General features: G+C 48.9%; 19 protein-coding genes. 16 read left to right on the top strand and 3 right to left on the bottom strand.

Going from position 1 to position 25,579, the window contains the following annotated elements; genetic code table 11:
• Positions 1-700 (top strand): YhgE/Pip family protein (locus I8J29_RS26900; protein WP_208850452.1); only part of this gene is annotated, 700 nt, incomplete at its 5' end.
• A gap of 345 nt (positions 701-1,045) precedes the next feature.
• Here the strand turns inward: I8J29_RS26900 and I8J29_RS26895 are convergent.
• Positions 1,046-2,404, bottom strand: coding sequence for an SGNH/GDSL hydrolase family protein (locus tag I8J29_RS26895; protein ID WP_208850451.1), 1,359 nt, complete (start codon positions 2,402-2,404; stop codon positions 1,046-1,048).
• Between the two features lie 446 nt (positions 2,405-2,850).
• Between I8J29_RS26895 and gltB the strand changes: the two genes are divergently transcribed.
• Positions 2,851-7,455, top strand: coding sequence for a glutamate synthase large subunit (gene gltB, locus I8J29_RS26890; RefSeq protein ID WP_208850450.1), 4,605 nt, complete (start codon positions 2,851-2,853; stop codon positions 7,453-7,455).
• An 897-nt stretch (positions 7,456-8,352) separates the two neighbouring features.
• On the opposite strand, the gene I8J29_RS26885 is transcribed toward gltB, so the two are convergent.
• Both I8J29_RS26885 and I8J29_RS26880 read right to left on the bottom strand, forming a co-directional pair.
• On the bottom strand, positions 8,353-10,629 hold the full coding sequence (locus I8J29_RS26885; protein ID WP_208850449.1) for a right-handed parallel beta-helix repeat-containing protein: 2,277 nt from the start codon (positions 10,627-10,629) through the stop codon (positions 8,353-8,355).
• Between the two features lie 1,186 nt (positions 10,630-11,815).
• Positions 11,816-12,199: a helix-turn-helix domain-containing protein gene (locus I8J29_RS26880; RefSeq protein ID WP_208850448.1), complete on the bottom strand. Its 384-nt coding sequence runs from the start codon at positions 12,197-12,199 to the stop codon at positions 11,816-11,818.
• A gap of 252 nt (positions 12,200-12,451) precedes the next feature.
• Between I8J29_RS26880 and I8J29_RS26875 the strand changes: the two genes are divergently transcribed.
• The 14 genes from I8J29_RS26875 to I8J29_RS26810 all read left to right on the top strand — a co-directional run bounded on the left by I8J29_RS26875 (position 12,452) and on the right by I8J29_RS26810 (position 25,544).
• Positions 12,452-13,207: a tyrosine-protein phosphatase gene (locus tag I8J29_RS26875; RefSeq protein WP_208850447.1), complete on the top strand. Its 756-nt coding sequence runs from the start codon at positions 12,452-12,454 to the stop codon at positions 13,205-13,207.
• 33 nt (positions 13,208-13,240) lie between these two features.
• The gene (locus I8J29_RS26870) at positions 13,241-13,984 is read left to right on the top strand and encodes a YveK family protein (protein ID WP_208850446.1); all 744 of its coding nucleotides are present in this window, start codon (positions 13,241-13,243) and stop codon (positions 13,982-13,984) included.
• Positions 13,971-14,648, top strand: a complete 678-nt coding sequence (locus tag I8J29_RS26865; protein WP_208850445.1) for a CpsD/CapB family tyrosine-protein kinase — start codon at positions 13,971-13,973, stop codon at positions 14,646-14,648. Before I8J29_RS26870 ends, I8J29_RS26865 begins: the two co-directional genes overlap by 14 nt.
• Before the next feature lie 281 nt (positions 14,649-14,929).
• The gene (galU, locus tag I8J29_RS26860) at positions 14,930-15,817 is read left to right on the top strand and encodes a UTP--glucose-1-phosphate uridylyltransferase GalU (RefSeq protein ID WP_208850444.1); all 888 of its coding nucleotides are present in this window, start codon (positions 14,930-14,932) and stop codon (positions 15,815-15,817) included.
• A gap of 18 nt (positions 15,818-15,835) precedes the next feature.
• A complete protein-coding gene (locus tag I8J29_RS26855) occupies positions 15,836-16,534 on the top strand; it encodes a sugar transferase (RefSeq protein ID WP_208850443.1) in 699 nt (232 codons plus the stop codon).
• A gap of 36 nt (positions 16,535-16,570) precedes the next feature.
• Positions 16,571-17,509, top strand: coding sequence for a GDP-L-fucose synthase family protein (locus I8J29_RS26850; RefSeq protein WP_208850442.1), 939 nt, complete (start codon positions 16,571-16,573; stop codon positions 17,507-17,509).
• Positions 17,510-17,530: 21 nt separating this feature from the next.
• Positions 17,531-18,517, top strand: coding sequence for a GDP-mannose 4,6-dehydratase (gmd, locus tag I8J29_RS26845; RefSeq protein ID WP_208850441.1), 987 nt, complete (start codon positions 17,531-17,533; stop codon positions 18,515-18,517).
• 28 nt (positions 18,518-18,545) lie between these two features.
• Positions 18,546-19,811, top strand: coding sequence for a glycosyltransferase family 4 protein (locus I8J29_RS26840; protein ID WP_208850440.1), 1,266 nt, complete (start codon positions 18,546-18,548; stop codon positions 19,809-19,811).
• A 13-nt stretch (positions 19,812-19,824) separates the two neighbouring features.
• Positions 19,825-20,376 (top strand): acyltransferase, encoded by a 552-nt coding sequence (locus I8J29_RS26835; RefSeq protein WP_208850439.1) that lies wholly within the window; start codon positions 19,825-19,827, stop codon positions 20,374-20,376.
• 44 nt (positions 20,377-20,420) lie between these two features.
• Positions 20,421-21,329: a glycosyltransferase family 2 protein gene (locus tag I8J29_RS26830; protein ID WP_208850438.1), complete on the top strand. Its 909-nt coding sequence runs from the start codon at positions 20,421-20,423 to the stop codon at positions 21,327-21,329.
• A gap of 37 nt (positions 21,330-21,366) precedes the next feature.
• Positions 21,367-22,521 (top strand): glycosyltransferase family 4 protein, encoded by a 1,155-nt coding sequence (locus I8J29_RS26825; RefSeq protein WP_208850437.1) that lies wholly within the window; start codon positions 21,367-21,369, stop codon positions 22,519-22,521.
• Complete coding sequence (locus tag I8J29_RS34300; RefSeq protein ID WP_338113292.1) at positions 22,518-23,066, top strand: acyltransferase; 549 nt, start codon at positions 22,518-22,520, stop codon at positions 23,064-23,066. The genes I8J29_RS26825 and I8J29_RS34300 overlap by 4 nt, the downstream gene beginning before the upstream one ends.
• Position 23,067: 1 nt before the next feature.
• On the top strand, positions 23,068-24,135 hold the full coding sequence (locus I8J29_RS26815) for a glycosyltransferase family protein (RefSeq protein ID WP_208850436.1): 1,068 nt from the start codon (positions 23,068-23,070) through the stop codon (positions 24,133-24,135).
• A 41-nt stretch (positions 24,136-24,176) separates the two neighbouring features.
• The gene (locus I8J29_RS26810; RefSeq protein ID WP_208850435.1) at positions 24,177-25,544 is read left to right on the top strand and encodes a hypothetical protein; all 1,368 of its coding nucleotides are present in this window, start codon (positions 24,177-24,179) and stop codon (positions 25,542-25,544) included.
• Positions 25,545-25,579: the final 35 nt, after the last annotated feature.

The raw sequence follows: 25,579 nt of genomic DNA, 5'->3' as shown, positions 1-25,579 counted from the left end.
ACAAAGCGCGGGCGTCGCCGGCACCGACGCCCTGTACGACATGTTCGCGAATCCGGTCCATGTCGAGGAGCGGAAGCTCACGAGCGTGCCGAACTACGGAACGGGGTTCGCGCCGTACGCCTTGTCGCTCGGCCTGTTCGTCGGCGCGCTGCTCTCGACGATGGTCATCCCGATGCGGGAGACCGGCGCGAAGCCGCGCTCCGGCTGGAGCTGGTACCTCAGCAAGGCGCTGCTGTTCATCGGCGTCGGCATCGTGCAGGCGCTGATCGCCGACGCGATCCTGCTGTATGGCATCGGCCTGCACGCCAACCATCTCGGCGCGTTCGTCGGCTTCTCCATCCTGACCAGCGTCGCGTTCATGATGATCATCCAGTTCCTCGTGACGCTGCTGGACCAGCCGGGCCGCTTCGTCTCCGTCATGCTGCTCATCCTGCAGCTGACGGGCAGCGCCGGCACGTACCCGGCGGAGCTCGTGCCGGCTTGGCTGCAGCGCATCGGCGACTGGCTGCCGATGACGTATTCCATCCGCGCGTTCCGGGAGATTCTGACGGGCAACGACCTGCGGGTCGCGGGCGGCTGCGCGGCGTTCCTCGCGGTCGTCGCCGTCGTCTTCGCGGCGCTGACGCTGGCCGTGTTCCAACTGATGCACCGCAAGGAACGGAATCGCGGCGCAGGAGCTACGGCCGAGCTGTCGGTATGATGATCGAACAGTCGGTTTGAGGACTGAGCTGTCGGGATGATGATCGAACAGTCGGTTTGAGGACTGAGCTGTCGGTATGATGTTTTTAACTGTCGGCTTGAAGATCGAACTGTCGTATGTTGACCAGGCTGACGGTCACTGATCGGTCGGGTCGGCATGTAGGCGACTCCTGTATAAGGCACCGTAAGGCTTTATGCATGCCATTTGCACGACGAAAAGGGCGGGATCCCCGGCGCAGCGAAGGCTGCCCGGGCGATACCGCCCTTTTTGATTCGTCCTCTAATTGTATAGCCGGCCCTGGCGTACTGTGCTATTGCCCTAGGGAGCAGCGTCGCGCCGGCCGTGCTACGAATTAATAAACACCGTCGCGATCGGCTTGCGGTACTCGACCTGGTAGCCCAGCCCGCGCGAGAGCGCGGCGAGCGGCAAGTACGTGTAGGCATTGCCCCCGGACGTTTGCAGGTAGGCCGGCGTCTCGAGCGGCACGGTTTGGCCGTCGACCTTCATCGTGTTCGCGCCGATCGTGAACGCGACCTTCTTGCCGTTCGAGGCGATCGTCGCCGTCCGCGTCTTGGGCTCCCAATTCAGCGTCGCGCGCAGCGCGTTCGCCACGTCGCGCATCGGCAGGAACGTCGTGCCGTTCTTCAGGACGGGCTTGTTGCCGCCCTTCAGGTCCGCGCCGTTCACCACGACGCGCAGCGGCGTGCCGGCGGAAAGCGCGGCCGGCTCCCGGTAGCTCCCCCAGATGCCGTCCGCGAACGCGCGGCCCATGAGATCGTAGCCGTATTGGTTCGGATGGATGTCGCCTTTCGCGATATAGGTGTACGTCAGCTCTTTGCCGCGGAACGGCTTGGAGACGTCGACCGCGCGGACGTCGTAGCCTTCCTTCGTCAGCTTGGCGGCGAGCGCCTCGTCCAGCCCCTTCAGCCGGTCGACGCCCGCGGTCAGAACGTCGTACTGCGACTGCGTGATCGCCTTATTGATGACCGAAGGCGCCGGCACCGGCAAATACTGGTCCGCGAACACGATCGTCGCCTTCGGGTTCAAGCCCAGAATCGTGCGCAGCGACCCTTCGAGCTGCGGGATGTACCCGTCCAGCATGGCGTTCAGCTTGTCTCCGAGCTCGGCGTCCGTCAGACCGCCCTGCTTGATCGCGTCGAAGATGGGGGTAAAGTCGTTGCCCCCGATCGTCACCGTCACGAGATCGGCCTGCTTCAAGTCCGCCGCGAGCGCCGCCGTCTTGGCGACCGTTTCCGGGGCGAGCGGATACGTCGACAGGTCCGCTTGGACGTCCTCGGCGGTGATCGTCTTGCCGCCGGCCGCCGCTTGCAGGAATTTGCCGAGTCCCGGCGTCTTGAGCGCGATGATGCCGTAGTTCTTGAGGTCGGCCCGGCCGTGGTACAGCGCCTGCTCATAGACGCGCTCCGCGTAGCCGTACGGCACGGAGGCCGTACTCATGCCGAGCTCGTACCCCACCGTGAGCGAATCGCCGACGGCGACGATATGCAGCGGCTCGTTCGACTCCGCTTTCGGCGCGGCGGGGGCGGCCGCGGCCGCGTAGAGCCGAAGTCCGGCAGCCGCGGCGCCCGCGGATGTCCGGTTCCCTTCCGCGACGGCGCTTCCCGCGGCTGCCGTTACGGCAAGCAGCGCAGCCGCCGCGAGCAGGGCCGCGAGGCTGGACGGTTTTCGAATCGAATGGAACAAGGCCAACACATCCTTTTGCATAATTATGCGCCCGAGTGAAAAGAAATGTACAAATAGTACAAGTCTTGCCCGCGGGTGCGCGTTGCTTCGTTAAAGAACTCTTATCACTTTCATAAAAATATTAAATTGATATCGTTTGGGGGTGATGATAAAATAATATAATAACGAAAATCCATCTAGATGTTTGCTTTGCCGAGGGATGCTGATGAATACGGCATTTTTATCCAGCCGCAGCTCAGCGTCTTTTTTTGAAGCGAGCCATGAAAGCTTGGAGGAAGGTTTTTCATGTCTTCTCCATTGTACGCGATCTTGGCCCGGAAATGAAGTCGCGACCGATGCATAAGAATCCATCCCTTGGGACGTTCCCAGGATGCGGCCAGGGGCCGGGGGGACCTGCCGTTTGCTTCGTTTATCCAAAAATTTCTTTATAGAAAGGTTGCATCCAAGTGAAAGAGAACCGTTTAGGATTGCCGCCGAAGCAAGGCCTGTACGACCCGCAGTTCGAGAAAGACGCCTGCGGCATGGGCTTTGTGGCCAACATCAAGGGATTGAAGTCGCACACGATCATTCAGCAGGCGCTGACGGTGCTCGAGAACATGGAGCATCGCGGCGGGCAAGGCAGCGAGCCGAACACGGGGGACGGAGCCGGCATTCTGCTGCAGATTCCGCACGCGTTTTTCGCGCGCGAGCTGAAGGCGCAGGGCGTCGAGCTGCCGGCGGACGGCGACTATGCCGTCGGCATGCTGTTCCTGTCGCAGGACGAGCGCGTCCGCGGCATGCAGGAGCGCGAATTGGAAGCCATCATCCGCGAGGAGGGCCAAACGCTTCTCGGCTGGCGGACCGTTCCGACCAACGACGAGAAGCTGGGCCAATCCGCCAAGTCGGTAAAGCCGTACGTGCGCCAGGTATTCATCGGCAAAGACGCTTCGCTTCGGGATGAGCTCTCGTTCGAGCGCAAGATCTACGTCATCCGCAAGCGCGCCGAGCTGGCGATCCGCTATGCCGGCATGGAAGGCGCGGACACGTTCTATTTCTCGAGCTTCTCGAGCAAAAAAATCGTCTACAAGGGGATGCTGACGACCGAGCAGGTCCGTTCGTTCTACGTGGATCTGAACGACGAAGCCGTGGAAACCGCGCTCGCGCTCGTTCACTCCCGCTTCTCGACGAACACGTTCCCGAGCTGGGAGCGCGCACATCCGTACCGTTACCTGATCCACAACGGCGAGATCAACACGCTGCGGGGCAATGTCAACTGGATGCACGCCCGCCAGACGCTGTTCGCGTCCGAGCTGTTCGGCGACAGCCTGGATCAGATCAAGCCGATCGTCAACCCGGACGGCTCCGATACGGCGATGTTCGACAACACGCTGGAGTTCCTGTACCTCTCCGGCCGCTCGCTTCCGCACGTCGCGATGATGATGGTGCCGGAGCCGTGGGCGAACCACGAAGGCATGAGCGACGAGAAGAAAGCCTTCTACGAGTACCACAGCACGCTGATGGAGCCGTGGGACGGACCCGCCGCGATGGCGTTCACGGACGGCACGCAGATCGGCGCGATTCTCGACCGGAACGGCCTGCGTCCCGCACGTTATTATGTAACGAAGGACGACGTCATCATTCTCGGCTCCGAGGCGGGCACCGTCCACGTTGATCCGGAGAACGTCCTATACAAGGACCGTCTCCGTCCGGGCCGCATGCTGCTGGTCGACACGAAAGCCGGCCGCATCGTCTCCGACGAAGAAGTGAAGGCGCAGATCGCCGCCGAGCACCCGTACCGCGAATGGCTCGACGAGCATCTCGTCGGCCTGGATGAACTGCCGGACGCGCCGGAGCTTCCGGAGCCGGACCACGAGACGGTCGAGCGGCGCCAGCAGTCGTTCGGCTATACGTTCGAGGACCTGCGCAAGGTGCTCGAGCCGATGGCGGGCAGCGGCGTGGAGCCGATCGCGTCCATGGGCTACGACGCGCCGCTCGCGGTGCTGTCGGAACGTCCGCAGCGCTTGTTCAACTACTTCAAGCAAATGTTCGCGCAGGTGACGAACCCGCCGATCGACGCGATCCGCGAGGAGATCATCACGGCGACGGGCACGACGCTCGGTCCGGAGCGCAACCTGCTGAACCCGGAGCCGGAGAGCTGCCGCCAGATTCGCCTGGCGACGCCGGTGCTGTCCAACGAGGAATTCGCGAAGCTGCGCCACGTTCGCCGTCCGGGCTTCAAGTCGATCACGCTGCCGACGCTGTTCAACGCCGCCGACGGCGTGGAAGGCCTGCGTTTCGCGCTGAAGCAAATGTGCGAAGCCGCGGACCGCGTCATCAAGAAAGGGCATAACGTCCTGATCCTGTCCGACCGCGGCGTGGACCGCGAGAACGCGGCGATTCCTTCGCTGCTGGCGGTATCCGCCCTGCATCACCATCTCATTCGCGAAGGCACGCGGACGAAGGTCAGCCTGCTGCTGGAATCCGGCGAGCCGCGCGAGGTGCATCACTTCGCGCTGCTGCTCGGCTACGGCGTGAGCGCGGTCAACCCGTACCTGGCGTTCGAGACGCTCGACGACATGATCCGCCAGGGCATGCTGAAGGGCGTGACGCACGAGAAGGCGGTCAAGAACTTCATCAAGGCGGCGACCAAAGGCGTCGTGAAGATCCTGTCCAAGATGGGCATTTCCACGATCCAGTCGTACCGCGGCGCGCAAATCTTCGAAGCGGTCGGCCTGACCGAGGAAGTCGTCGACGCGTACTTCACGTGGACGCCGACGCGGATCGGCGGCATCGGCCTCGAGACGATCGCGGAAGAGACGCTGAAGCATCATAACCGCGCGTTCGCCGAGCAGGAAGGCCGCGTGCGCGAGCTCGATTCCGGCGGCGAATACCAATGGCGCAAGGACGGCGAAGACCACCTGTTCAGCCCGCAGACGATCCACACGCTGCAGATGGCTTCCCGCGCCAACGATTACAAGCTGTACAAGAAGTTCTCGCAGCTCGTGCAGGGCGAAGACAAGAAGCATCTGACGCTTCGTTCGCTGCTCGACTTCAACTATACGGCGGATCCGGTGCCGCTCGACGAGGTCGAATCGGTCGAATCCATCGTGAAGCGGTTCAAGACGGGCGCCATGTCGTACGGCTCCATCTCGAAGGAAGCGCACGAGTCGCTGGCGATCGCGATGAACCGCATCGGCGGCAAGTCCAATACCGGCGAGGGCGGCGAAGATCCGGCGCGCTACGTTCCGGACGCGAACGGCGATTCCCGCCGCAGCGCGATCAAGCAGGTCGCTTCGGGCCGCTTCGGCGTCACGAGCAACTACCTGGTCAACGCCGACGAGATTCAAATCAAGATGGCGCAAGGCGCGAAGCCGGGCGAAGGCGGGCAGCTGCCGGGCCGCAAGGTGTACCCTTGGGTCGCCGAGGTTCGCGGCTCCACGCCGGGCGTCGGTCTCATCTCGCCGCCGCCGCATCACGATATTTATTCGATCGAGGATTTGGCCGAACTCATTCATGACCTGAAGAACGCCAACCCGCGCGCGCGCATCAACGTCAAGCTCGTTTCCGAAGCGGGCGTCGGCACGATCGCGGCGGGCGTCGCCAAGGGCCGCGCGGACGTCATTCTCGTCAGCGGCTACGACGGCGGCACGGGCGCGTCGCCGCTCGCGTCGATCCGCCACGCGGGCATGCCGTGGGAGCTGGGCCTCGCGGAAACGCATCAAACGCTCATGATCAACAACCTCCGCGACCGCGTCGTCGTGGAGACGGACGGCAAAATCATGAACGGCCGCGACCTCGCGATCGCCGCGCTGCTCGGCGCGGAAGAATACGGCTTCTCGACGGCGCCGCTCGTCGTGCTCGGCTGCATCATGATGCGCGTCTGCCAGCTGGACACGTGTCCGGTCGGCGTCGCGACGCAAAATCCGGAGCTGCGCAAGAAGTTCATGGGCGATCCGAGCCACGTGGCGAACTACATGCTGTTCGTCGCGCAGGAGTTCCGCGAAATCATGGCGGAGCTCGGCTTCCGCACCGTCAACGAGATGGTGGGCCGCGTCGACCGCCTGCAGACGAAGGACCTGATCGACCACTACAAGCTGAAAGGCATCGACCTTCGTCCGCTGCTGCACCAAATGGACGTCCCGCAGGACGCCGCGCGGTACAACACGCAGGCGCAGGATCATAAGCTCGAAGAGTCGCTCGACCTGCAGAAGCTGCTGCCGCTGGCGCAGCCGGCCATCGAAACCGGCGAGCGCGTCCGCGCGACGCTGCCGATCACGAACATCAACCGCGTCGTCGGGACGATCGTGGGCAGCGAAGTGACGCGCAAGCACGGAGCGAAGGGCTTGCCGGAGGACACGATCTCGTTCCACTTCGTGGGCTCCGCCGGCCAGAGCTTCGGCGCGTTCGTGCCGAAGGGCGTCACGCTCTCCCTGGAAGGCGACTCCAACGACTACGTCGGCAAAGGCCTCTCCGGCGGCAAGATCATCGTCGCGCCGTCGCCGAAAGCGACCTTCAAGGCCGAGGAGAACGTCATTATCGGCAACACCGCGTTCTACGGCGCGACGAACGGCGAAGCGTACATCCGCGGCATCGCGGGCGAACGGTTCGCGGTTCGCAACTCCGGCGTGAATGTCGTCGTCGAAGGCGTGGGCGACCACGGCTGCGAATACATGACGGGCGGACGCGTCGCGATCCTCGGCGCCACGGGCCGCAACTTCGCGGCCGGCATGTCCGGCGGCGTCGCGTACGTCCTGGACGAGAGCGGCGACTTCTACAAGCACTGCAACATCGAAATGGTGCTGCTGGAGCGCGTCGAAGAAGCCCGCGACATCGACGAGCTGCAGGGCATGCTGAAGCGCCACGCCGAGTACACCGGCAGCGCCGTCGCCGACCGCCTGCTGTCCGACTGGGACAACGCCTTGACGAAGTTCGTCAAGATCATCCCGAAAGACTACAAGCGGATGCTTGAGCAGATCGAGAAGATGGAACAAACCGGCCTCGCCGGCGAAGAAGCGCTCCTCGCGGCGTTCGAAGCCAACATGAAAGAGCTGGCGCGCGTGGGCGGGAATTAAATAACGAAAATCAAAAAGCTAGTAGTGATTGTACCATCCCCTACAAGTAGACATTCAAAAACCTCATCATGGTATCATGGAGGTTGGAGTGCCACTTGGAGGGGATTTTTTATGGTTAAAAAACATAGACATTCCAGATTGTGAATCATGCGTGAATTAGCCAGCCAATCCGTTATAAGGCGGGAAGCAAAAACAAGCCGGTACAAGCTTTTCGTTGTCTATCCCAATCGCCTGCAACGTCAATTCATGACACAGCGCCGCATTGAAAATTGTTGGCCGATAGTACATACATTAACGACGGAACGAACTTTCATGACCTGTCCGTGATGCAGGACCTTTTCAAAAATGAGATTGTTGTGTGACAGTTGACTGAACGGAATGACGTGCAGCTCGTGCTGGGTTACCATCGCGAAGTGGGAAGAAAAAGAGACGACTTGAAATCCGTGCTCCATTCGGCAGGGCTTCCAATAAACGTCTCAGGCGTACAGTACACAATTAGAGGCATCGGCGTTAAAGGCAGCCACTCTCGCAAAGCAACCTGCCTGGATAACGCATGCATTGAATCCTTCTTATCGCCTCAAAAAGAGTGGAACTATACCTCAGTCAGTGTCATTCAGGAACGGAAATTCAGCAAGCGGTGGAGGAGTATATCTATGTACTTCAACTTCCACCGCCTTCAGGGCAAGTTCAAATAACGCGCACCATTGAGTATCGATGCGCGTTAGCAGCTAAGCTTTTCAGTTATTTACTTGACAGTATGACCAGTCCATCTGCTTTTTTGGTAACTAACATCATTCTCGATTGCGGTATCGTCAGCCGGTAATGAATTAAGTTCGGTTACGTGTAACGTTCGATAACCTTCAGGACAGAATCTTAATGAGGTTCAGCTCCTTTGTGTTATGAATTGCTATTGTCGTTAAAATAACCTTGTAGTAGTTTGAGCATGACTTGTTCATTATCTGTATTGATGGAACACAGCCGCGTAACCAATAGCTCGGCTCCGGCATTATCCAATGGGCAGAAAAAAACGTTGTAGTTAGGAAGTGTACTACAAAATAAACAAACGCGTTTCCATTCCCCTGCTTTGATCTTCACATCCATTGCGCTTCCGTTCGGTTCCCCAAGCTCCACTCTCAGCAATGTGTCAACATCTGTCTTCAAATTGACTGCCAAGCCGGAATATTTCTTGCCTACACCATTTGGGAAAATATTAGATGCATAAATGACGGCCTTATCTGTTCCGACAGTTACTCTATTACTGAATTTCACTGCTTTAACAGAGCCCATCTCCGTATCATTCTTGTTCGAAACGGATACGATTCCTCCTGTACCGAGTTTAACAATTGATGGTACAAGGGGGTTGACTGCTGCATTGAGCATGTACTTATCGTATTTGGTATTGTCTTTCATAAGGAAAGCGTTTCTGCTTCTGACAATTAATGCAGAAGGGACCGAGCTGACATTCTCGAAGTTGCCTACGGCATCGAACTTCCCTGTCAGAGATACACTGCTTGTGAAATCGCATGCGACATGGGAGTAGGAAGGCTGACCGTAACCTCTTGGATTTCCATAGTCTAATACGCTTTCATTTTCGAGAAGGATAGATGGTTTGACGGTAGCGTCATTATTCTGCAAGTTATCGATACATAGAATGGAATTGCTGCTGTAGATAGTGGCCTTCTTAATCGTCTTCCCTTTCATATCAATCGACGCTGGATTGGGTGCAGTATTGCCAGTAGCTTCAGGACAACCACCATGAATATAGTTGGTTAAGCAGTCAAAGAAAGCAAAGCAGCTGACGCGATTCCCGAGCGGGATGGTCATGTAGAAATAATTTCCCGATACATGATGCACTAGACAGCCGACAATATTGCTGATGATTGATAAATTGTAGAATGTATTGGAATTGCCGCCGGTAAGGGTCTGATTGCCTGTTCCTGCGTTCATAAAGAGGCCGATTTTATTGTTAAACAATATGAGATTATAAAATTGATTGAATTGAGATTGATTCAACTCGAGTCCAGTATCCTGACAGTTCTCAATGATACAATCATAGAAGATCAGATTAATTGCATTGAACACTTTTATACCAATAACATTCTTGTTCAGACCATTAATCCTTAGACCTGTGAATGTCGTTCTATCGTTTTGCACTTGATACACAGGGAACTCGAACATGTTGAAATTATCCGCAGCAGCAGATGGTTTGAATACGGTGGTGTTACCGCATATCATGCTTACTTTGGGTTTTAATTTGATTGTCTGACTAATGAGATAATCGCCATCTGGTACATAGATCGTGCCTCGGGTCAGATTATTAATGGCGTTCTGCAGAATGGTCGTTATGTCTGAATTTGGTGCTGCATTATAAGGCGGGCGCGTGATGTTGACCCAATTAGGAATCTTCGAAACGTAATTATTGAACGAAAGGATTTGCGGTGCATTATTAATCAGTGGAATAAGCTCAGCTTTTGTTAAACCATTCTTGCTTACCAGATCATTGTCATGTGATTTCTCACCAACTGCAATGCTGTGAAACTTACCTATAAACTGCGCATTGGCTAAAGGTGCAATTTGTATAGTTGCTCTACTAGGATCGATAAGAACAAAGTCATCGTCTGTTGCAGAATAGATATCTGAGCCATTCGTGATGGTCAGCACATTGCCTTCCAATTCCATTTCCATGCTATAAGGGAAATCGTCGATTCGCTTGTCATTCACGATATCCGTTACTTTAGTGACGGGAACGATGATAAAGCTTCCGTTGCTTAGTCTCTTCATCAGCGTGAAGTTGTTTTTGCCTATCAGCAAATGAATCATTGTGCCTAAATTAAAAGTTCCACCTTGCAATATCATAACGATATTGTCGTTGATCCCTGAAGTTTGTCCGTTTACTTTCGTGAAACTAAATGTAGTTTGCATATATTTGATCGGTTTTCCATAGTCAACGCTGGCATAAAAGTTTATACCTTCTGATACTAGTTCGCCATTTTTAATTTTGGCCGACATGTAACCGGTACCGGCTACTTGCCAAGTATGGCCGCTAATCGTCTGCGTACCATTTAGAATAGTATCTGGTTTATCAAAACTATCATAAATTTGACCGTCAATATTTCGTAACCCGAACATTCTGCGCTGCATTTGTATGATTTGCTCTTGATCAGAACTCGCCACTTGAAATCCACCTCCTACTGTAATTCAATTTTTCTTTCTATAAATCTATGTTTAAATGAGACAAATGGTGTGGGCAAACTGTCCATATCAAGCAGTTGTTTGACTCTTACACGAAGGGGGAGTAACGACTTATTAAATTGGAACTAACTCCTGAAAGCTTCAATCTCCTATTAGAGCGTTGACGCCTATTCCGATGATTTTGAAACCGATTCGTATGAATCTCAACCGTTTACCCGCCTCAGCGAGCAGTGAAGCAAGACAACGATCATTGAGATCAAGGAGCATATGATGGCGATTCTTTTTACGCATTCAGAATACGGCTACCCTCGCGTGACGACCACTCTGCGGGAAGCAGGCTACAAAATAAATCACATGAAAGTATGGCGAATGCGTGGCTGTTGTCACAACAGAACGACGTGCAGCATCATTGCGCAAGTGGACAAAAAAGATACGTGTAGTGGAAGCCATTCTAACCAGGGCTTCCAATACACGTCTTAGGCGTGCAACACACGATGGCAGCCACTCTTGCAAAGCAACCAGGCTGGATAATGTATGCATCAAACTACAACTACCACCGCTTTCGGGTTAAACTCAAACAACGTGCACCACTGAGTATCGATACGCGTTAGCAGCTTGCTTTTTTCAGTTGTCTACTTGACAGGGGGATGAGCAGTGAAGAAGTTCACTGGTGGCTTTTTGATTTTATGAGCGAAGTGTTAGGACTGCTAACAGACGTGGATTATTCTTTCAAAATCGACAAAAAAACAAGGAAAATGTGAGGGTGGTCCCACAACCTTCGACATCCTTTTTGGAATGATTTGACTATAATGATATTTAGATAAGATGAGGTTAGAGAGAAATAATAAGGGAGTGGTCTTTTGGGTTGTGCGGATTGCAATTTTGACCATGATCCAATGTCGGCAAAGGTCGGGTTCGAGATAATTAAAGAGAGTAGGAACCGGGGAATGAAGAGAACAGAGACAGGTAATCAAGTGGACGAAACGGAAAATCCAACGATATCATTAGACATTCGCACGATCGTAGAACAACTTGGTGTTGACCTCACCAACTGGCCTATAGAATTACCATCGTTAGGTTCAACGGATAAGGTTACATAGCCGCTGCCCTTATTGGACAAAACCATAGTCAATCAGACTATGGTTTTATTTATTATGTCCGCAGTTAATTAGGGCTTCTTCATATTACGCTCTGCCCTCACGAAAGCAATGAAACGTCGCGCTTCTTCCTCTGATAAGCTGAGGCCATCAATTGAAAGATTGTACTTGCTTAACAAGTCATCCGCCGTAAGGTCGACTTGATCGATTTCATCGACAAATTCACGTACGGGTTCATCTAATATCTGATGAGGCGTATTTGTTCTCCCTACGAGATAATCGACAGAAACTTTAAACAAATCGGCAAACTTCGATAACGTTTCCGTATCGGGTTCACGACGGTTTTTCTCGTAATGAGACAAAGCTGCCCGTGAAATCCCCATCATCCCCGCGGTCTGTTCTTGCGTCCAGCCCCGATCGTCTCTTAGTTTGGAAATCCGATTACCGATGGCCATAAATCTCCTCCTAACTAGCTATATCTCCATATTAATACGAAACGCTTACAAATGCATTCAATGATACGAAACGTCACACTAACAAAAAAACAATAACTTTTGTATTGACTTGTTACGTTCTGTATCGTAAAGTAAGGACAGAGAATGATACGATTTGTATCCAGACCATGACATTAGTATTACCGTCGGCAGTCAAAGTTAAACGGGTTGTTTTGGCAACGCATGACAAAAATTTTAGTAAGGTGAATCATAATGGTAGAAATTCACTCACACATATTACCTTCCATTGATGATGGAGCTCGAAGTAAGAACGAAGCCGTTGAGATGGCAGTACAGGCAGTAAATCAGGGAATTCATGCCATCATAGCAACGCCACATCATGGGAATGGAGTCTTCGAGACTCCTCCGTCTGTTGTTAATCAATCTGTTGGAGCATTGAATGAGTTGTTTCAGCGGCAAGGATTGCCGGTAGCCGTGTATTCAGGCCAGGAAATTAGGGTACATGATGGCTTATTAGATGAATGGGAGCATAATGGACTTCTAACCTTGGCTGGTAGCAGATACATATTACTGGAACTGCCTTCAAACCATGTTCCTGGTTACTTCATGGATATGTTATATGAATTTGCAATCCGAGGAATTATTCCTGTAATTGCCCATCCGGAGCGGAACAAAGTAGTTAGTGCTAATCCTGATTTAGTTCGTGATTGGATCGAGAAGGGAGCGCTCTGCCAACTGACCTCCCAGTCGCTTACCGGTTACTTTGGGCGCAAAGTACAAAAGCTTTCCTTTCAATTATACAACCGCAGAATGATACATTTTGTCTCGTCAGATGCCCATAGCTCTCTGGATCGAACGTTTTCGCTGCAAGAGGCTTATACCTTAATAGGAAGGCGTATGGGGAAGAGAGAGGTGGAGCGCTTAAGAAATAACGCTGAGCGCCTTCTCAGAAATGAAGAAATTCTAGCTGAAACTCCTAAGAAGAAGCGAAGATTGTTATTCCGCTAATAGGAATTTTACCATATATTGGGGGTTTGTTAATTGGAACTGAAACAGTTTATGAATGTGATTCGAAAGAAGTTGATACTCATTATTTCAATCGTTCTAGTGGTTTGTGTGTTAACTGGAATTAAGAGTTTTTTATTTACTACGGATGTTTATCAAGCTTCGGCGAAGCTGATTGTGAATCAATCTTACGTAGTTAACGGAGCTGAAAAGATAGATTCCGGCAGTATTCAGACCAATATTATGCTTATTAGTTCCTATAAAGAAATTATTAAGTCATCTGCAATATTAGATAAGGTCGTTAGTGGCTACCCCGATTTAAAAGTGACCCCAAGTGAAATTAGTTCTCGAATCGCGGTAAGTGCTTCAGACAAATCTCAAGTGATGAATCTGAGCTATACGGATAGTTCATATGAACATGCAGTCAAAGTAGTCAATGCAGTAGCGACCGTATTCAAGAATGAAATTCCTTCAATCATGAAAGTGGATAATGTAACGATACTCTCCAAAGCGAATGCTAGCGAGGGAGGGGGGGCAATAAACACAAGTCCAGTGGTGCTTGTCGTGATAAGCTTTATCGTTTCATTAATGCTTTCCATTGGACTGGTATTCCTGCTGGATTATTTAGACGATACGATCAAGACAGAAGAAGATGTTATCCAAGCCTTGCAGCTTCCGATGCTCTCCTATATCAAAAAGATTAGCAAAGCAGATATGAAGAAATCTGGAAAAAGGGCTATTCAAAAACAGGTAGGTGAAGGTGTATATGCAACAAAATAATACGCTTGTTACGTTACTTAATCCCAAATCTCCAATTTCTGAAGCATATCGTTCTTTGCGAACCAACATTCAATTTTCCGCAATTGATAAGGGAATTAAGGTATTAATGGCCACTTCTGCGCTTGCGGGAGAAGGAAAGACCACCACGATAACGAATCTAGCGATCGCCTATGCTCAAGAAGGTAAGAAAGTGTTGCTGATCGACGGCGATTTGCGCAGGCCTTCTCTTCATGCTGTGTTTCAACTAACCAACCGAGTAGGACTTACCAGTGCACTATTCAATCAGAATATACTGGCGGAGGTTATTCGAGATACTAGTGTGGATCACTTATCTGTTATAACATCTGGGCCAATTCCTCCTAATCCTTCAGAGATCTTAGGATCGCAGCGAATGCTAGCTCTTATCGAAGAGCTAAAACAAGAGTTCGATCTGATTCTATTTGATACGCCCCCGATTCTTGCGGTAACGGATGGCTTAGTTATTTCTGCATATTGCGATGGAGTTGTCTTGGTAGTACATGCCGGAAAAGTGAAAAGGTCATTAGTAATGAAGGCTAAATCGAATTTGGATCATGCGAAAGCAAATGTATTGGGCGTTGTGCTGAATAACAAGAGCCAATCCAAACATAACAATCAATATTATTACTACAATACGAATGAATAATAGGCTTTGATCCTTGCACGTATTTGAGGTAATGTCTACTGCACCTTTATCACTGTAGGCACTCGGTCATGCTGTGGGCTTAATAAGCCTTAGACGTTTATCGTCGATGGTGTGATGTGAGGTCGGGTTTAATGCCCATCTTGTTTATAAAGTTTAAACTCTAATGAATATCAAGATCTAAAAAAGGGAGTTACGCATTACATTATAGTTGGAAAGCATAGCTCTTTTTTTTAGCAGCTTGATTCACTGAATAGAGAATAAATGGGGTAGGGTGAGCGAAGATGAAGAAAGTAAGGAAAGCTATTATTCCAGCTGCCGGATTAGGTACAAGGTTTTTGCCGGCTACCAAAGCAATGCCCAAGGAAATGCTGCCTATTGTCGACAAGCCGACAATTCAGTACATAGTCGAAGAAGCGATTGCATCTGGAATAGAAGATATCATTATTGTCACCGGTAAAGGCAAGAGAGCCATTGAAGATCATTTCGATATTGCATTTGAATTAGAACACAATTTAATGGAAAAGAGAAAATATAGTTTATTAGAAGAAGTGCAAAAGTCATCTCATGTAGATATTCATTATATTAGGCAAAAAGAAGCGAAGGGATTAGGCCATGCCGTGTGGTGTGCTCGCAATTTCATTGGCGACGAGCCATTCGCAGTATTGCTCGGGGATGATATTGTGGTCTCGGATATCCCTTGCACGAAGCAGCTGATTAATCAATTCGAAATAACAGAACGCTCAATTATTGGTGTTCAACCGGTATCGTATGAGCAGACAGAGCGTTATGGGATTGTTGATCCCATAGAGCGGAATGGAAAGTTGCATCAAGTCAATCGCTTTGTCGAGAAGCCAAAGTTGGGTTCAGCTCCTTCTAATCTTGCCATCATGGGCCGGTATATTTTGACTCCGGAAATATTCGATTATCTGGCAAGCCAGGAGCAAGGAGCTGGCGGAGAAATTCAGTTAACGGATGCCATCCAAAAACTCAATGAATCTGAGGGCGTCTATGCATTTGATTTCGATGGCATTCGATATGATGTCGGTGAGAAGCTTGGATTTATCATGACAACAATCGATTTCGCTTTAATGAATAAAGAGCTGAGAACACCTTTATTAGCGGCCATGGAGGAAATAATCGCGCGAGAACGACTCAATAAAATTTTTTAATAATGAGGTGATATACATATGGCCCCATTACAGCAAAGAAACGATGTTGAAGCCTTGGCAGAGGGCGGTTCTTTGGTGAAGAGCTATAGCCTCACGCGGAAGAGACAAATTAGGCTTTATCTAAGGGCGAAGCGAGCTGCCGATATTATAGGCGCTTCAGCAGGAATCCTCTTGTTATCGCCATTATTAGTGTTGATTGCAGTAATAATCAAATTAGAAGATCCAAAAGGCTCCATATTCTTTCATCAAATTAGAATTGGCAAGAACGAACAGCCTTTCAAGATGTACAAATTTCGTTCGATGGTTTCTAATGCTGAAGATATGCTGAAAGAACTATTGGAGAAAAACGAAATAAGCGGCCCCATGTTCAAGATAAAAAAAGACCCTAGGATAACAAAAATTGGGGGATTTATTCGTAGGACCAGTATCGATGAGTTGCCGCAATTATGGAACGTCATACGAGGAGAAATGTCGCTTGTAGGCCCGAGACCGCCGCTTCCCCGAGAAGTAAAGGAATATACGAACTACGATAAGCTTCGTTTAAAGGTCACGCCAGGCTGTACAGGGCTTTGGCAGGTAAGCGGTCGAAATGAGTTGAGTTTCAGTGAAATGGTCGAATTGGATTTGCAATATATTGAGCAACGAGGGCTGATCTTTGATTTTAAGATTATCTTAAGAACCATTAAAGTGCTCTTTGGTTCGAAGGATGCATTCTGACGAATGCAAATTACATACGAGAGATTAGGTGAGTAGATGGACATTCAGGCTAGAATTTATATTGCCGGTCACAAAGGTCTTGTTGGCTCCGCGATACTAAGAGCGCTTAAAAAGCACGGCTTTGCAAATTTGGTATACCGAACGAGCTCCGAATTGGATCTGAGGAATAAAGATGCGGTGAATGCCTTTTTTGAACAAGAGCAAATCGATTATGTATTCTTGGCTGCTGCAAAGGTTGGCGGAATCGTAGCAAATAACGATTATCCAGCTGACTTTATTAGAGATAATCTCTTGATACAAACCAATGTCATCGATGCAGCTTATAGAGCCAATGTCAGAAAGCTGTTGTTTTTAGGTTCCACTTGCATCTATCCGAAGCTAGCTCCTCAGCCATTAAAGGAACAATATTTATTGACAGGCGAACTGGAGCCGACGAATGCGCCTTATGCAATAGCCAAAATTGCAGGTATTAAGATGTGCCAGTCCTACAATCGGCAATACGGCACACGATTCATTTCAGCAATGCCGACGAATATGTATGGTCCGAATGACAATTTTGACCTGAATACGTCGCACGTTTTACCGGCTCTGCTTCGGAAATTCCATGAAGCAAAGCAAGCAGGTTCGCCATTCGTGGAAATTTGGGGTACGGGAGCGCCGCTCCGTGAATTTTTGCACGCTGACGACCTTGCGGATGCATGTTTGTTCCTTATGCATAACTACGAGGAAAGCGAAATTGTGAATGTTGGCGTAGGCGAGGATATTTCGATCAAGCAGCTGGCAGAACTGATTCAATCAATCGTTGGGTATGAGGGCGAGCTTCGATTCAACAGTTCCATTCCAGATGGGACGCCAAGAAAGCTGGTCGATGTGAACAAGATTCATTCATTGGGCTGGAAGGCTACTATTCCGCTTGAAGCTGGTATTCGCTCTGTATATAAAGAGTATTGCAAACAAATCGAGATTACGATCTAGTACCGGAAGGGGTCAATTCTTATGAAACGAGCATTAATTACAGGGGTTACAGGACAAGACGGCTCTTACTTGGCAGAGTTTCTGCTCGAAAAAGGCTATGAGGTGTACGGGCTCAGAAGACGTACGAGTACGCCGAACTTTGAGAATGTCGAGCATATCAAAAATAAAATCAAATGGCTCTCCGGCGATTTGAACGATCTGGCTTCGCTGCTCGAAGCTGTACGTCTGTCTGATCCAGATGAAGTATACAATCTGGCTGCTCAATCATTCGTAGCTGCTTCATGGCCGCAGCCGATTGCAACTGCTCAAATGACCGCACTAGCAGTAACGAATATGCTTGAAGCGGTAAGAATTATAAAGCCGAGCGCACGTTTCTATCAAGCATCGAGCAGCGAGATGTTCGGTAAGGTTATGGAGACGCCGCAGAAGGAAACGACACCTTTCTACCCGCGCAGTCCATATGGTGTTGCTAAGGTATACGGCCACTGGATTACGACGAACTACCGTGAGAGCTACAATATGTTCGCCTGCTCGGGCATTCTGTTCAATCACGAATCCCCGCGTCGGGGACTGGAGTTCGTTACGCGTAAAGTTACGGATGCTGCTGCCCGAATTAAGCTCGGCTTGCAGAATGAGCTTCGAATGGGCAACCTGGATGCACTCCGTGATTGGGGCTTCGCTGGCGACTATGTGAAAGCGATGTGGCTGATGCTGCAGCAGAACGAGCCAGATGACTATGTCATTTCTACTGGCGAAATGCATACGGTCACGGAGCTGTTGGAAGTTGCTTTTGGTCATGTTGGCTTGGACTATCGCGATTATATTGTTATCGATCCTGAGTTTGTTCGTCCTGCTGAAGTCGACCTTCTGCTTGGCGACTGCTCCAAAGCAAAGGAGAGGCTCGGTTGGAAGCTGGAAGTGAGCTTCAAACAATTGATTGAGATGATGGTCGACAGCGATCTGGAAAAGGCAAGACAACAATTGAGCATTGCAGCTATCCCGCAGTGAGCAACGCCGGAAGGGAAGGAACTTAGCTATGGGATCCCCTATCGTTAAGAAGAGCCGGCTGCTTATATACGCCCATTATTATTATCCCGATGTCGCGTCCACGGGTCAAATTCTGAAGGAACTGGCGGAAGGCATGCAGCAATCATTCGATATTACCGTCATCTGTGTTATTCCTTCTTATACTGGAGTTATTGAAAATAGTTATAAACAAAAGGTGTTTTATAAAGAAAATATTAACGGAATTCAGGTTATTCGTATACGTGTACCAGAATTCACGAAAAAAAATAAGCTAAGCCGCATTCGTAACATTATAGCTTATTTCTTAGGTGCGCTTATCGCGACGTTTAAGACGGGTTCTATGGACTTCGTGTACTCTATCTCGCAGCCCCCCATCCTGGGAGGTCTGCTTGGAGTATGGGGAAAATGGATGAAACGTGCTCAGTACATCTACAATATTCAAGACTTTAATCCGGAACAGACTGTTGCGGTTGGCTACAGCCAAAATAAACCGGTATTAAAAGTGATGATGGGGTTCGACAAGTTCAGCTGCAGTCGGGCAGATAAAGTCATCGTCGTTGGTAGGGATATGGTGGATACCCTGAAGGATAGGTTTAAGGGCAGGAAGGTGCCAAACCACGTGTTTATTAACAACTGGATAGATGAGAAAGAGATCTATCCGCTGCCTAGTGATCACGAGAAAGTCGCAACGTTCAAGCAGAAGTACGGGCTGGAAGGTAAGTTCGTGATTATGTATTCCGGTAACCTTGGCCTTTATTACGATCTGGAAAATCTAATGCCCGTCATCGAGAGATTCAAGGATCGAGATGATGTGGCATTTGTTTTTGTAGGCGAAGGCTCGATCCGAGAGCGGTTGGTACAATATAAGAACGAGCATGGCTTGGATAACGTCGCCTTCATTCCATACCAGGCCAAAGCTGATTTGGTTTACAGCCTGAATGCGGGAGACGTCCACTGGTGCATTAACGCGAAGGGAATCAAGGGCGTTTCTGTTCCGAGCAAGCTGTATGGAATCATGGCAGCGGGTAAGCCGATAGTAGGCGTGCTGGAGCCAGGCTCGGAGGCGCGCCTCATTATTGAAGAAACGATCTGTGGCTATGTAACCGAACCTGGCAACTATGATCAGATTGAGCAAATCATTAAAAGGTTTTTGAACGAGAAAGACTCAATTATTCCAATCGGCATGAGCGAGCGGGCAAGAGCCTATCTAGTCAATCATTTAACGAAGGAAGTATCGATTCGGAAATATAAAGAAGAGATCTCTATCTTGTTATAATGAGGGCTGCATAATGAATAGCAATTGGTTTAAGTTATTGATGCGTGTGACCAAGGTGAGATATGGAAAAGGCTTAATACTGAAGGGTGTACCGGTTATTTATAATAAATCAGGCGCTCTGCTTACCATTGGGGATCATGTCGTGATCAATTCATCGTTCTTATCGAATCTCGTGGGCCTCTATCAGCGCACGATTATAATGACAAGAACGCCTGAGGCGAAGATCGAAATCGGGAATAGAGTCGGCATATCTGGTGCGACTATTTATGCCAGAGAATCGATTACGATTGGTGACAACACGAATATCGGCGGTAATGCGAAAATACTGGACAATGACTTCCACCCTCTTGAGATTGAGGCAAGAAATGCGGATATCAAGGAGAAAATTAGGACGCGGCCTGTTACGATCGGGAAAAACTGCTTTATCGGCTGCAACTCGATCATCTTGAAGGGAACGGTGCTCGGCGATGGCTGCGTCGTTGGCGCTGGGGCGGTCGTTAGCGGCGTATTCGCGGACAATTGCGTCATCGCCGGCAATCCGGCCAAGGTCATAAAGAAACTATAACGGCTAATGAGAGTGGACACTCTTAATTAGAAAGGAATTTCGTGATGGTTGATCTTACAGTTGTGATCCTTACGAAGAACGAAGAAAAGAACATAAGGAAGTGCATCGAGTCTTTCCGGGGCATCGCCAAGCGGTTCGTTATCGTAGACAGCCACAGTACGGACGCTACAGAGCAGGTGTGCGCGCAGCTGAATCTTGAGCTTCAGCAGCAGGGCAGCCGTCTGGATTTCTACGAGAACCAATGGATCGACTACGCAACCCAATTAAATTGGGGGTTGACGCAAACGAACATTACGACACATTGGTCTATGCGTATGGATGCAGACGAAGAGCTAATGGAGGATTTGGCTCAAGAAATTAACGACCAATTGTCTGCTGTGGCTGACAACGTCAATGGCGTCGTTTTGCGCAGACGCGTTTATTTCATGGGCCGCTGGATTAAGCATGGTGGAAGATATCCGGAGTTGCTGCTGCGCATATTCCGTACCGGCAAAGCGTTATGCGAGCAGAAAATTATGGATGAGCACATGATTTTGAGCGAAGGCGAAACGGTTAACTTCAAGCATGATTTGATTGATAATAACCAGAAAGATCTGGAGTGGTGGATCAGCAAACATAATTGGTATAGCAATCGGGAAGTGCTCGATCATCAGATAACTGTTGAAAAGGCCGTAGAAGGTGCGGCAATACTGGAGAATGGCATTTCGACCCAGCAGGCCAAAATGAAGAGGGTCGTAAAGAATCGGGGATATTACGGACTTCCCAAATTCTTTCGCGCACACCTCTATTTTTTTTACCGTTATTATGTGAAGCTCGGGTTTCTTGATGGACCGGAAGGCAAGATCTTTCATTTTCTGCAAGCGTATTGGTACCGTTTCTTGGTCGATGCCAAGATGTATGAGTGCGAGAAATATGATCGGAGAATGAAGATGCAAGGAGACCTCAAAGCATAAGGCAGCCTATATTCATAGTCAAGGAGATAACTGAGGCATGATGACGAAGAATAAACGAAATGTCTTGATTATTACAGGCAGATACCTGCCTGGTTACAAAGACGGCGGACCTGTTCGGTCAATCAAGAATCTCGTTGACTATCTCGGAGACCAATACAACTTTAAGATTCTGACCTGTGACCGGGATCATGGCGATACAGAAGCTTATTCGAACGTTAAAGTCCACGACTGGAATCAGGTTGGCGGCGCACAAGTTTACTACGTACCTCCGAAGGGCTTTACTTTCCGTATCATTAAGAAGCTTGCCAGTCAGGTCGATCTCGTATATGTATGTGGATGCTTCAGCGACTATGCCATTAACACGCTGCTGCTGAAGCGAATAGGGTTAATCAAGAAGCCGGTGTTCGTCGCTGCGATGGGCTTATTCTCTCCGATGGAATTCAGGCTCAAGTATAAGAAGAAGAAGCTGTTTACGACACTGTTCAATCTGACAGGCATATTCAAGAACATTCATTGGTCGGCTACCTCTGAGATGGAAGTCAATGAAATAAGCCAACAGGTTAGAACGTACGGCAATTTTATCATCGCTGAGGACCTTCCGCGCAGGGTAGAGGATACGCCGATTAATAAGCGTAAGGAAGAAGGGGACTTGAAGGTTGTTTGGATATCTCGAATCGCACCTAAGAAAAATCTGATTGGCGCCATCCAGGTGCTGAAGCGGGTAAGAAGCAATATTGAATTCACAATCTATGGTCCAATCCATGAACCTAATTATTGGGAAGAGTGCCAAGCAGAGCTGCAGCTTCTGCCGCCAAATGTGAGTTGGACGTATGCCGGCAATGTGGAATCTGAGCAAGTCGTTGAAACGTTGAGAGAGCATCATCTATTCCTATTTCCGACACTGGGTGAAAATTATGGGCATGTCATTCAAGAAGCATTGTCAGCTGGATGCTATACCTTATTGAGTGATCAGACACCTTGGCAAGATCTGAATAAGTACGGAGCCGGGAAAGTGTTTCGAGTCGATGATATCCAAAGGTTTGTGAACGAGATTGATGGGTATGCACAGCTAAATCATGAGGAGTTTAGCAGCAAAACGAAGGACGTCATCGCATACGTAATGAACAATAACAAGCTTAAAGTGAGCGGCACAGGATATCATCATATTTTCGGAAGAGGGGTTGTACAGTGAAGATCGGTCGTGTCATAAAGAAGGCCTGGAAGGTTGCGGAAAGAAATTACGTAAAGAAGCTGGCGCATATTGACTCCAATTATTACACGAGACAATATGCAAAACACCTGAAGAAATATGGCATGGATATTGATGGTGTGCCGCGCTACATTGCAACAACAGCTACATTCGATGGCAATGATTATTCAATCATTCACTTAGGTGATGGATGCGTCATTTCCAGTGAAGTACAGCTGTTGACACACGATTACTCAATTGCTCGAGGGCTGCAGGCCATTGGTAAGAACAATCCGGACCCATTCAGAGATGAATTGTTCTTGAAAGGTATCTTTGTCGGAGCGAACAGCTTCGTTGGCACAAGAAGCACATTGCTTCCGGGTACGCATATTGGGGACAACGTGATCGTTGGCGCTTGCTCTGTTGTGAAAGGTACGATTCCCGATAACAGTATCGTTGTTGGCAATCCTGCCAGAGTGATAGCGAACACAAAGGACTGGGCAGAAAAGAAGTATTCAGAAAAAGAATATTTTGTAGAAGGATTCTAATATGGAACTGAAGAGACGAAAACGAATAGTTATTGCCGATATCACTAGCCTGAAAAGCGATAATAAGAGCTTTGGGCATTTCTTCTATGTCGCCGAAATGTATAACAGCATCTTTGATAAGAGGTTCGATGTAACTATAGCAGGCGGACCTATTTATGCGTCCAAATTCAGTAATATCATGAGACTAAAATACAATGTGGACTTGAAAGAGTTCAACAAGCGATTCACGAAAATACTTACAAAGTTAAAAGAGCTAATCAATGCAAGAAGAGTGCTGAAGGACAAAAACAATGACTATATCATTTTCCAGGATTATAGTAACACGATGTTGTTCCTAAGTATTCTGTTATTTGGATCACGGAGTAATATCTATCTTATCCAGTATAAGAATGAACTGAAGTCACAGATGAGAAGAAGGATCTTCAACCTAATCAAGAATAAAATCGCAGGGGTCATCGTATCCAAAGAAAGCGTAGGAGCTGAATATGGAACACCGTATATCGTCGTCCCGGATTATATTTATTTGGGCAAAGAAAACGAAACCGATCAAACGGCTTGTACATATGACTACGGCGTATTCGGAATTATTCGGAAAGGCAAGGATGTCGTTGGCGTAGCCAAACAATTCTCGCAAAGCAGCTTAAAGCTGCTTATTGCCGGCTCGATTCAAGATGATGAGATGAGAACGGAGCTCTATGCAATTGCATCGACGAGTTCGAACATTACGTTGGTCGATAAATACTTGCCAGAGAATGAATACGACCAATTGATTAAAAGCACAAAGTGCATCATTCTGCCGTATGTTGACGATTATTATAACGAGTCAAGCAGCGGTGTCATATTTGATATTCTTTTTAGGCGCAAACCAGTTATTACCAGAAGGTATGAAATATTCGATTTTGTATCTAGTCAAAACCTAGGCATGCTCTATGAGGAGCTGGATGAAATCGATTGGACATCCATGATTGCGGAGGATAAATACCGCCAAGTTCAAAACGATATCGGTACGTATTTGGAACAGCACTCAAAGAAAAGAGAAGCGCTGGTAAGCTTTATTGACAACAACTGACGAACAGCCGGACCGCTCGTGGATAAAAGGAAGGTGTTTCCATGAACCAAGAAAATAATCCCCATTTTAATAGGTCGTTCATCGCATTTGTATTCGTGATGTCGTTGCTAATTGTAAGCATAAAGAATGTATCTGTAGAGATGGGTATAGTCTTCATAACGCTTATAGGCGGCTTGTTAGTTATCCGGAGACATCAGGTCATATTCGCAACCTTCCTAATTGCTTCGATTGCTTGGGGAGCATCGGTGAACTTAGCGCTGCGAATGGGAAATGTTATGCCATCAGATTTTATGCTGGCGATCCTGTTCGCCGCGATGAGTCTTGCGTCAATTAAAGGAGAAATAAAATTAAGGCAAGTGCTAGGTAAAGTGAGTAATCTCTATTTATTGCTGATAATAGGTTCATTCCTGGCAATGGGGATTGTTAAGGGATATGCAATCGGCAGTATTTTTCAAGATTTCAAATTGTTCTTATACATATATGTTCCTTACTTGTACTTACGCTCCGTGAAGTTTGATAAACAGCTCGGCGAACTGCTGCTTTTGGCTGTTCAAATATACATCTGTGTTATATTTTTGCAGGAGTTGTTGCATTTTAGAGAAGTCGGTTTAGACGTATTAGTTGAGAATGGATTTGGCCAACGAAATGTAATGATCATCGTCCAGTTCCTTCCGGTGGCAGCTTCCGTTTTGTATGTCCTACGGAATCAGTTGGGATTTGTGCGATTAACTGTGTTACAAGTCATGGCATTTATAGGTTGCTTTTTCAGTTTTACAAGAACGATATGGATAGCTTATATTCTGGCTTTGTTTATTGCTATCTTGTTCGAAGATAAACGGCCGGAGAAATTGTTGAAGAAGATTATTATTGCAAGCTTCTCGCTAGCTGTTGCCTACTACGGCTTAATCAACCTGTTTCCGGATAAGTATCATCAGTTTCATGACGCCATTATTTCCCGCATAACAGATTCAACGAATTCAACCAATACGTTGAGTGATAGGATGGATGATTCTGCCGTCGTTTTCGAAGAAAAGGTGTATCGGTTTTCCACGATATTCGGAAGCGGATTTGGTGAAATTTGGAGCGGAAAAAACTCTGTATTTATAGAGAACTCATTCTTTTATTACTTATGGAAATACGGTTTAATTGCAACCGTATTTTTTATTGCCAAAATCGGTATACATGCTGTTAAGAGTTTGTTTGCGGGTGCGCTGATTAGAATCGTTTGTTTAAATATCGTTTGCTTCATGATAATTGGTAATTTCTCCGGTAACCTCAACTTGTATTACTGTGCGCCAGTGCTAAGCTTTGCGTTCGCATATGGATACATCCATCAGCAGCGTCAAACGAGTCTTGCTAGAGAGAGCACTCCGGCTGACCTGCCGAGCACGCCGCTTAGCCTCAATTGATTTCCCCTAATTCAGATCCAGTTACCGCCACAAAG

Source organism: Paenibacillus artemisiicola, from assembly GCF_017652985.1.
Taxonomy (GTDB): Bacteria; Bacillota; Bacilli; order Paenibacillales; family Paenibacillaceae; genus Paenibacillus_Z; species Paenibacillus_Z artemisiicola.
This window is presented reverse-complemented; position numbering and strand designations above follow the sequence as displayed.

Bases quoted from the DNA above. Each gene is read 5' to 3' on its own strand.
- I8J29_RS26880 (WP_208850448.1), bottom strand. From the start codon at position 12,199: ATGGCCATCGGTAATCGGATTTCCAAACTAAGAGACGATCGGGGCTGG.
- I8J29_RS26875 (WP_208850447.1), top strand. From the start codon at position 12,452: ATGGTAGAAATTCACTCACACATATTACCTTCCATTGATGATGGAGCT.
- I8J29_RS26865 (WP_208850445.1), top strand. From the start codon at position 13,971: ATGCAACAAAATAATACGCTTGTTACGTTACTTAATCCCAAATCTCCA.
- galU (WP_208850444.1), top strand. From the start codon at position 14,930: ATGAAGAAAGTAAGGAAAGCTATTATTCCAGCTGCCGGATTAGGTACA.
- I8J29_RS26855 (WP_208850443.1), top strand. From the start codon at position 15,836: ATGGCCCCATTACAGCAAAGAAACGATGTTGAAGCCTTGGCAGAGGGC.
- I8J29_RS26850 (WP_208850442.1), top strand. From the start codon at position 16,571: ATGGACATTCAGGCTAGAATTTATATTGCCGGTCACAAAGGTCTTGTT.
- gmd (WP_208850441.1), top strand. From the start codon at position 17,531: ATGAAACGAGCATTAATTACAGGGGTTACAGGACAAGACGGCTCTTAC.
- I8J29_RS26840 (WP_208850440.1), top strand. From the start codon at position 18,546: ATGGGATCCCCTATCGTTAAGAAGAGCCGGCTGCTTATATACGCCCAT.
- I8J29_RS26835 (WP_208850439.1), top strand. From the start codon at position 19,825: ATGAATAGCAATTGGTTTAAGTTATTGATGCGTGTGACCAAGGTGAGA.
- I8J29_RS26830 (WP_208850438.1), top strand. From the start codon at position 20,421: ATGGTTGATCTTACAGTTGTGATCCTTACGAAGAACGAAGAAAAGAAC.
- I8J29_RS26825 (WP_208850437.1), top strand. From the start codon at position 21,367: ATGATGACGAAGAATAAACGAAATGTCTTGATTATTACAGGCAGATAC.
- I8J29_RS26815 (WP_208850436.1), top strand. From the start codon at position 23,068: ATGGAACTGAAGAGACGAAAACGAATAGTTATTGCCGATATCACTAGC.
- I8J29_RS26810 (WP_208850435.1), top strand. From the start codon at position 24,177: ATGAACCAAGAAAATAATCCCCATTTTAATAGGTCGTTCATCGCATTT.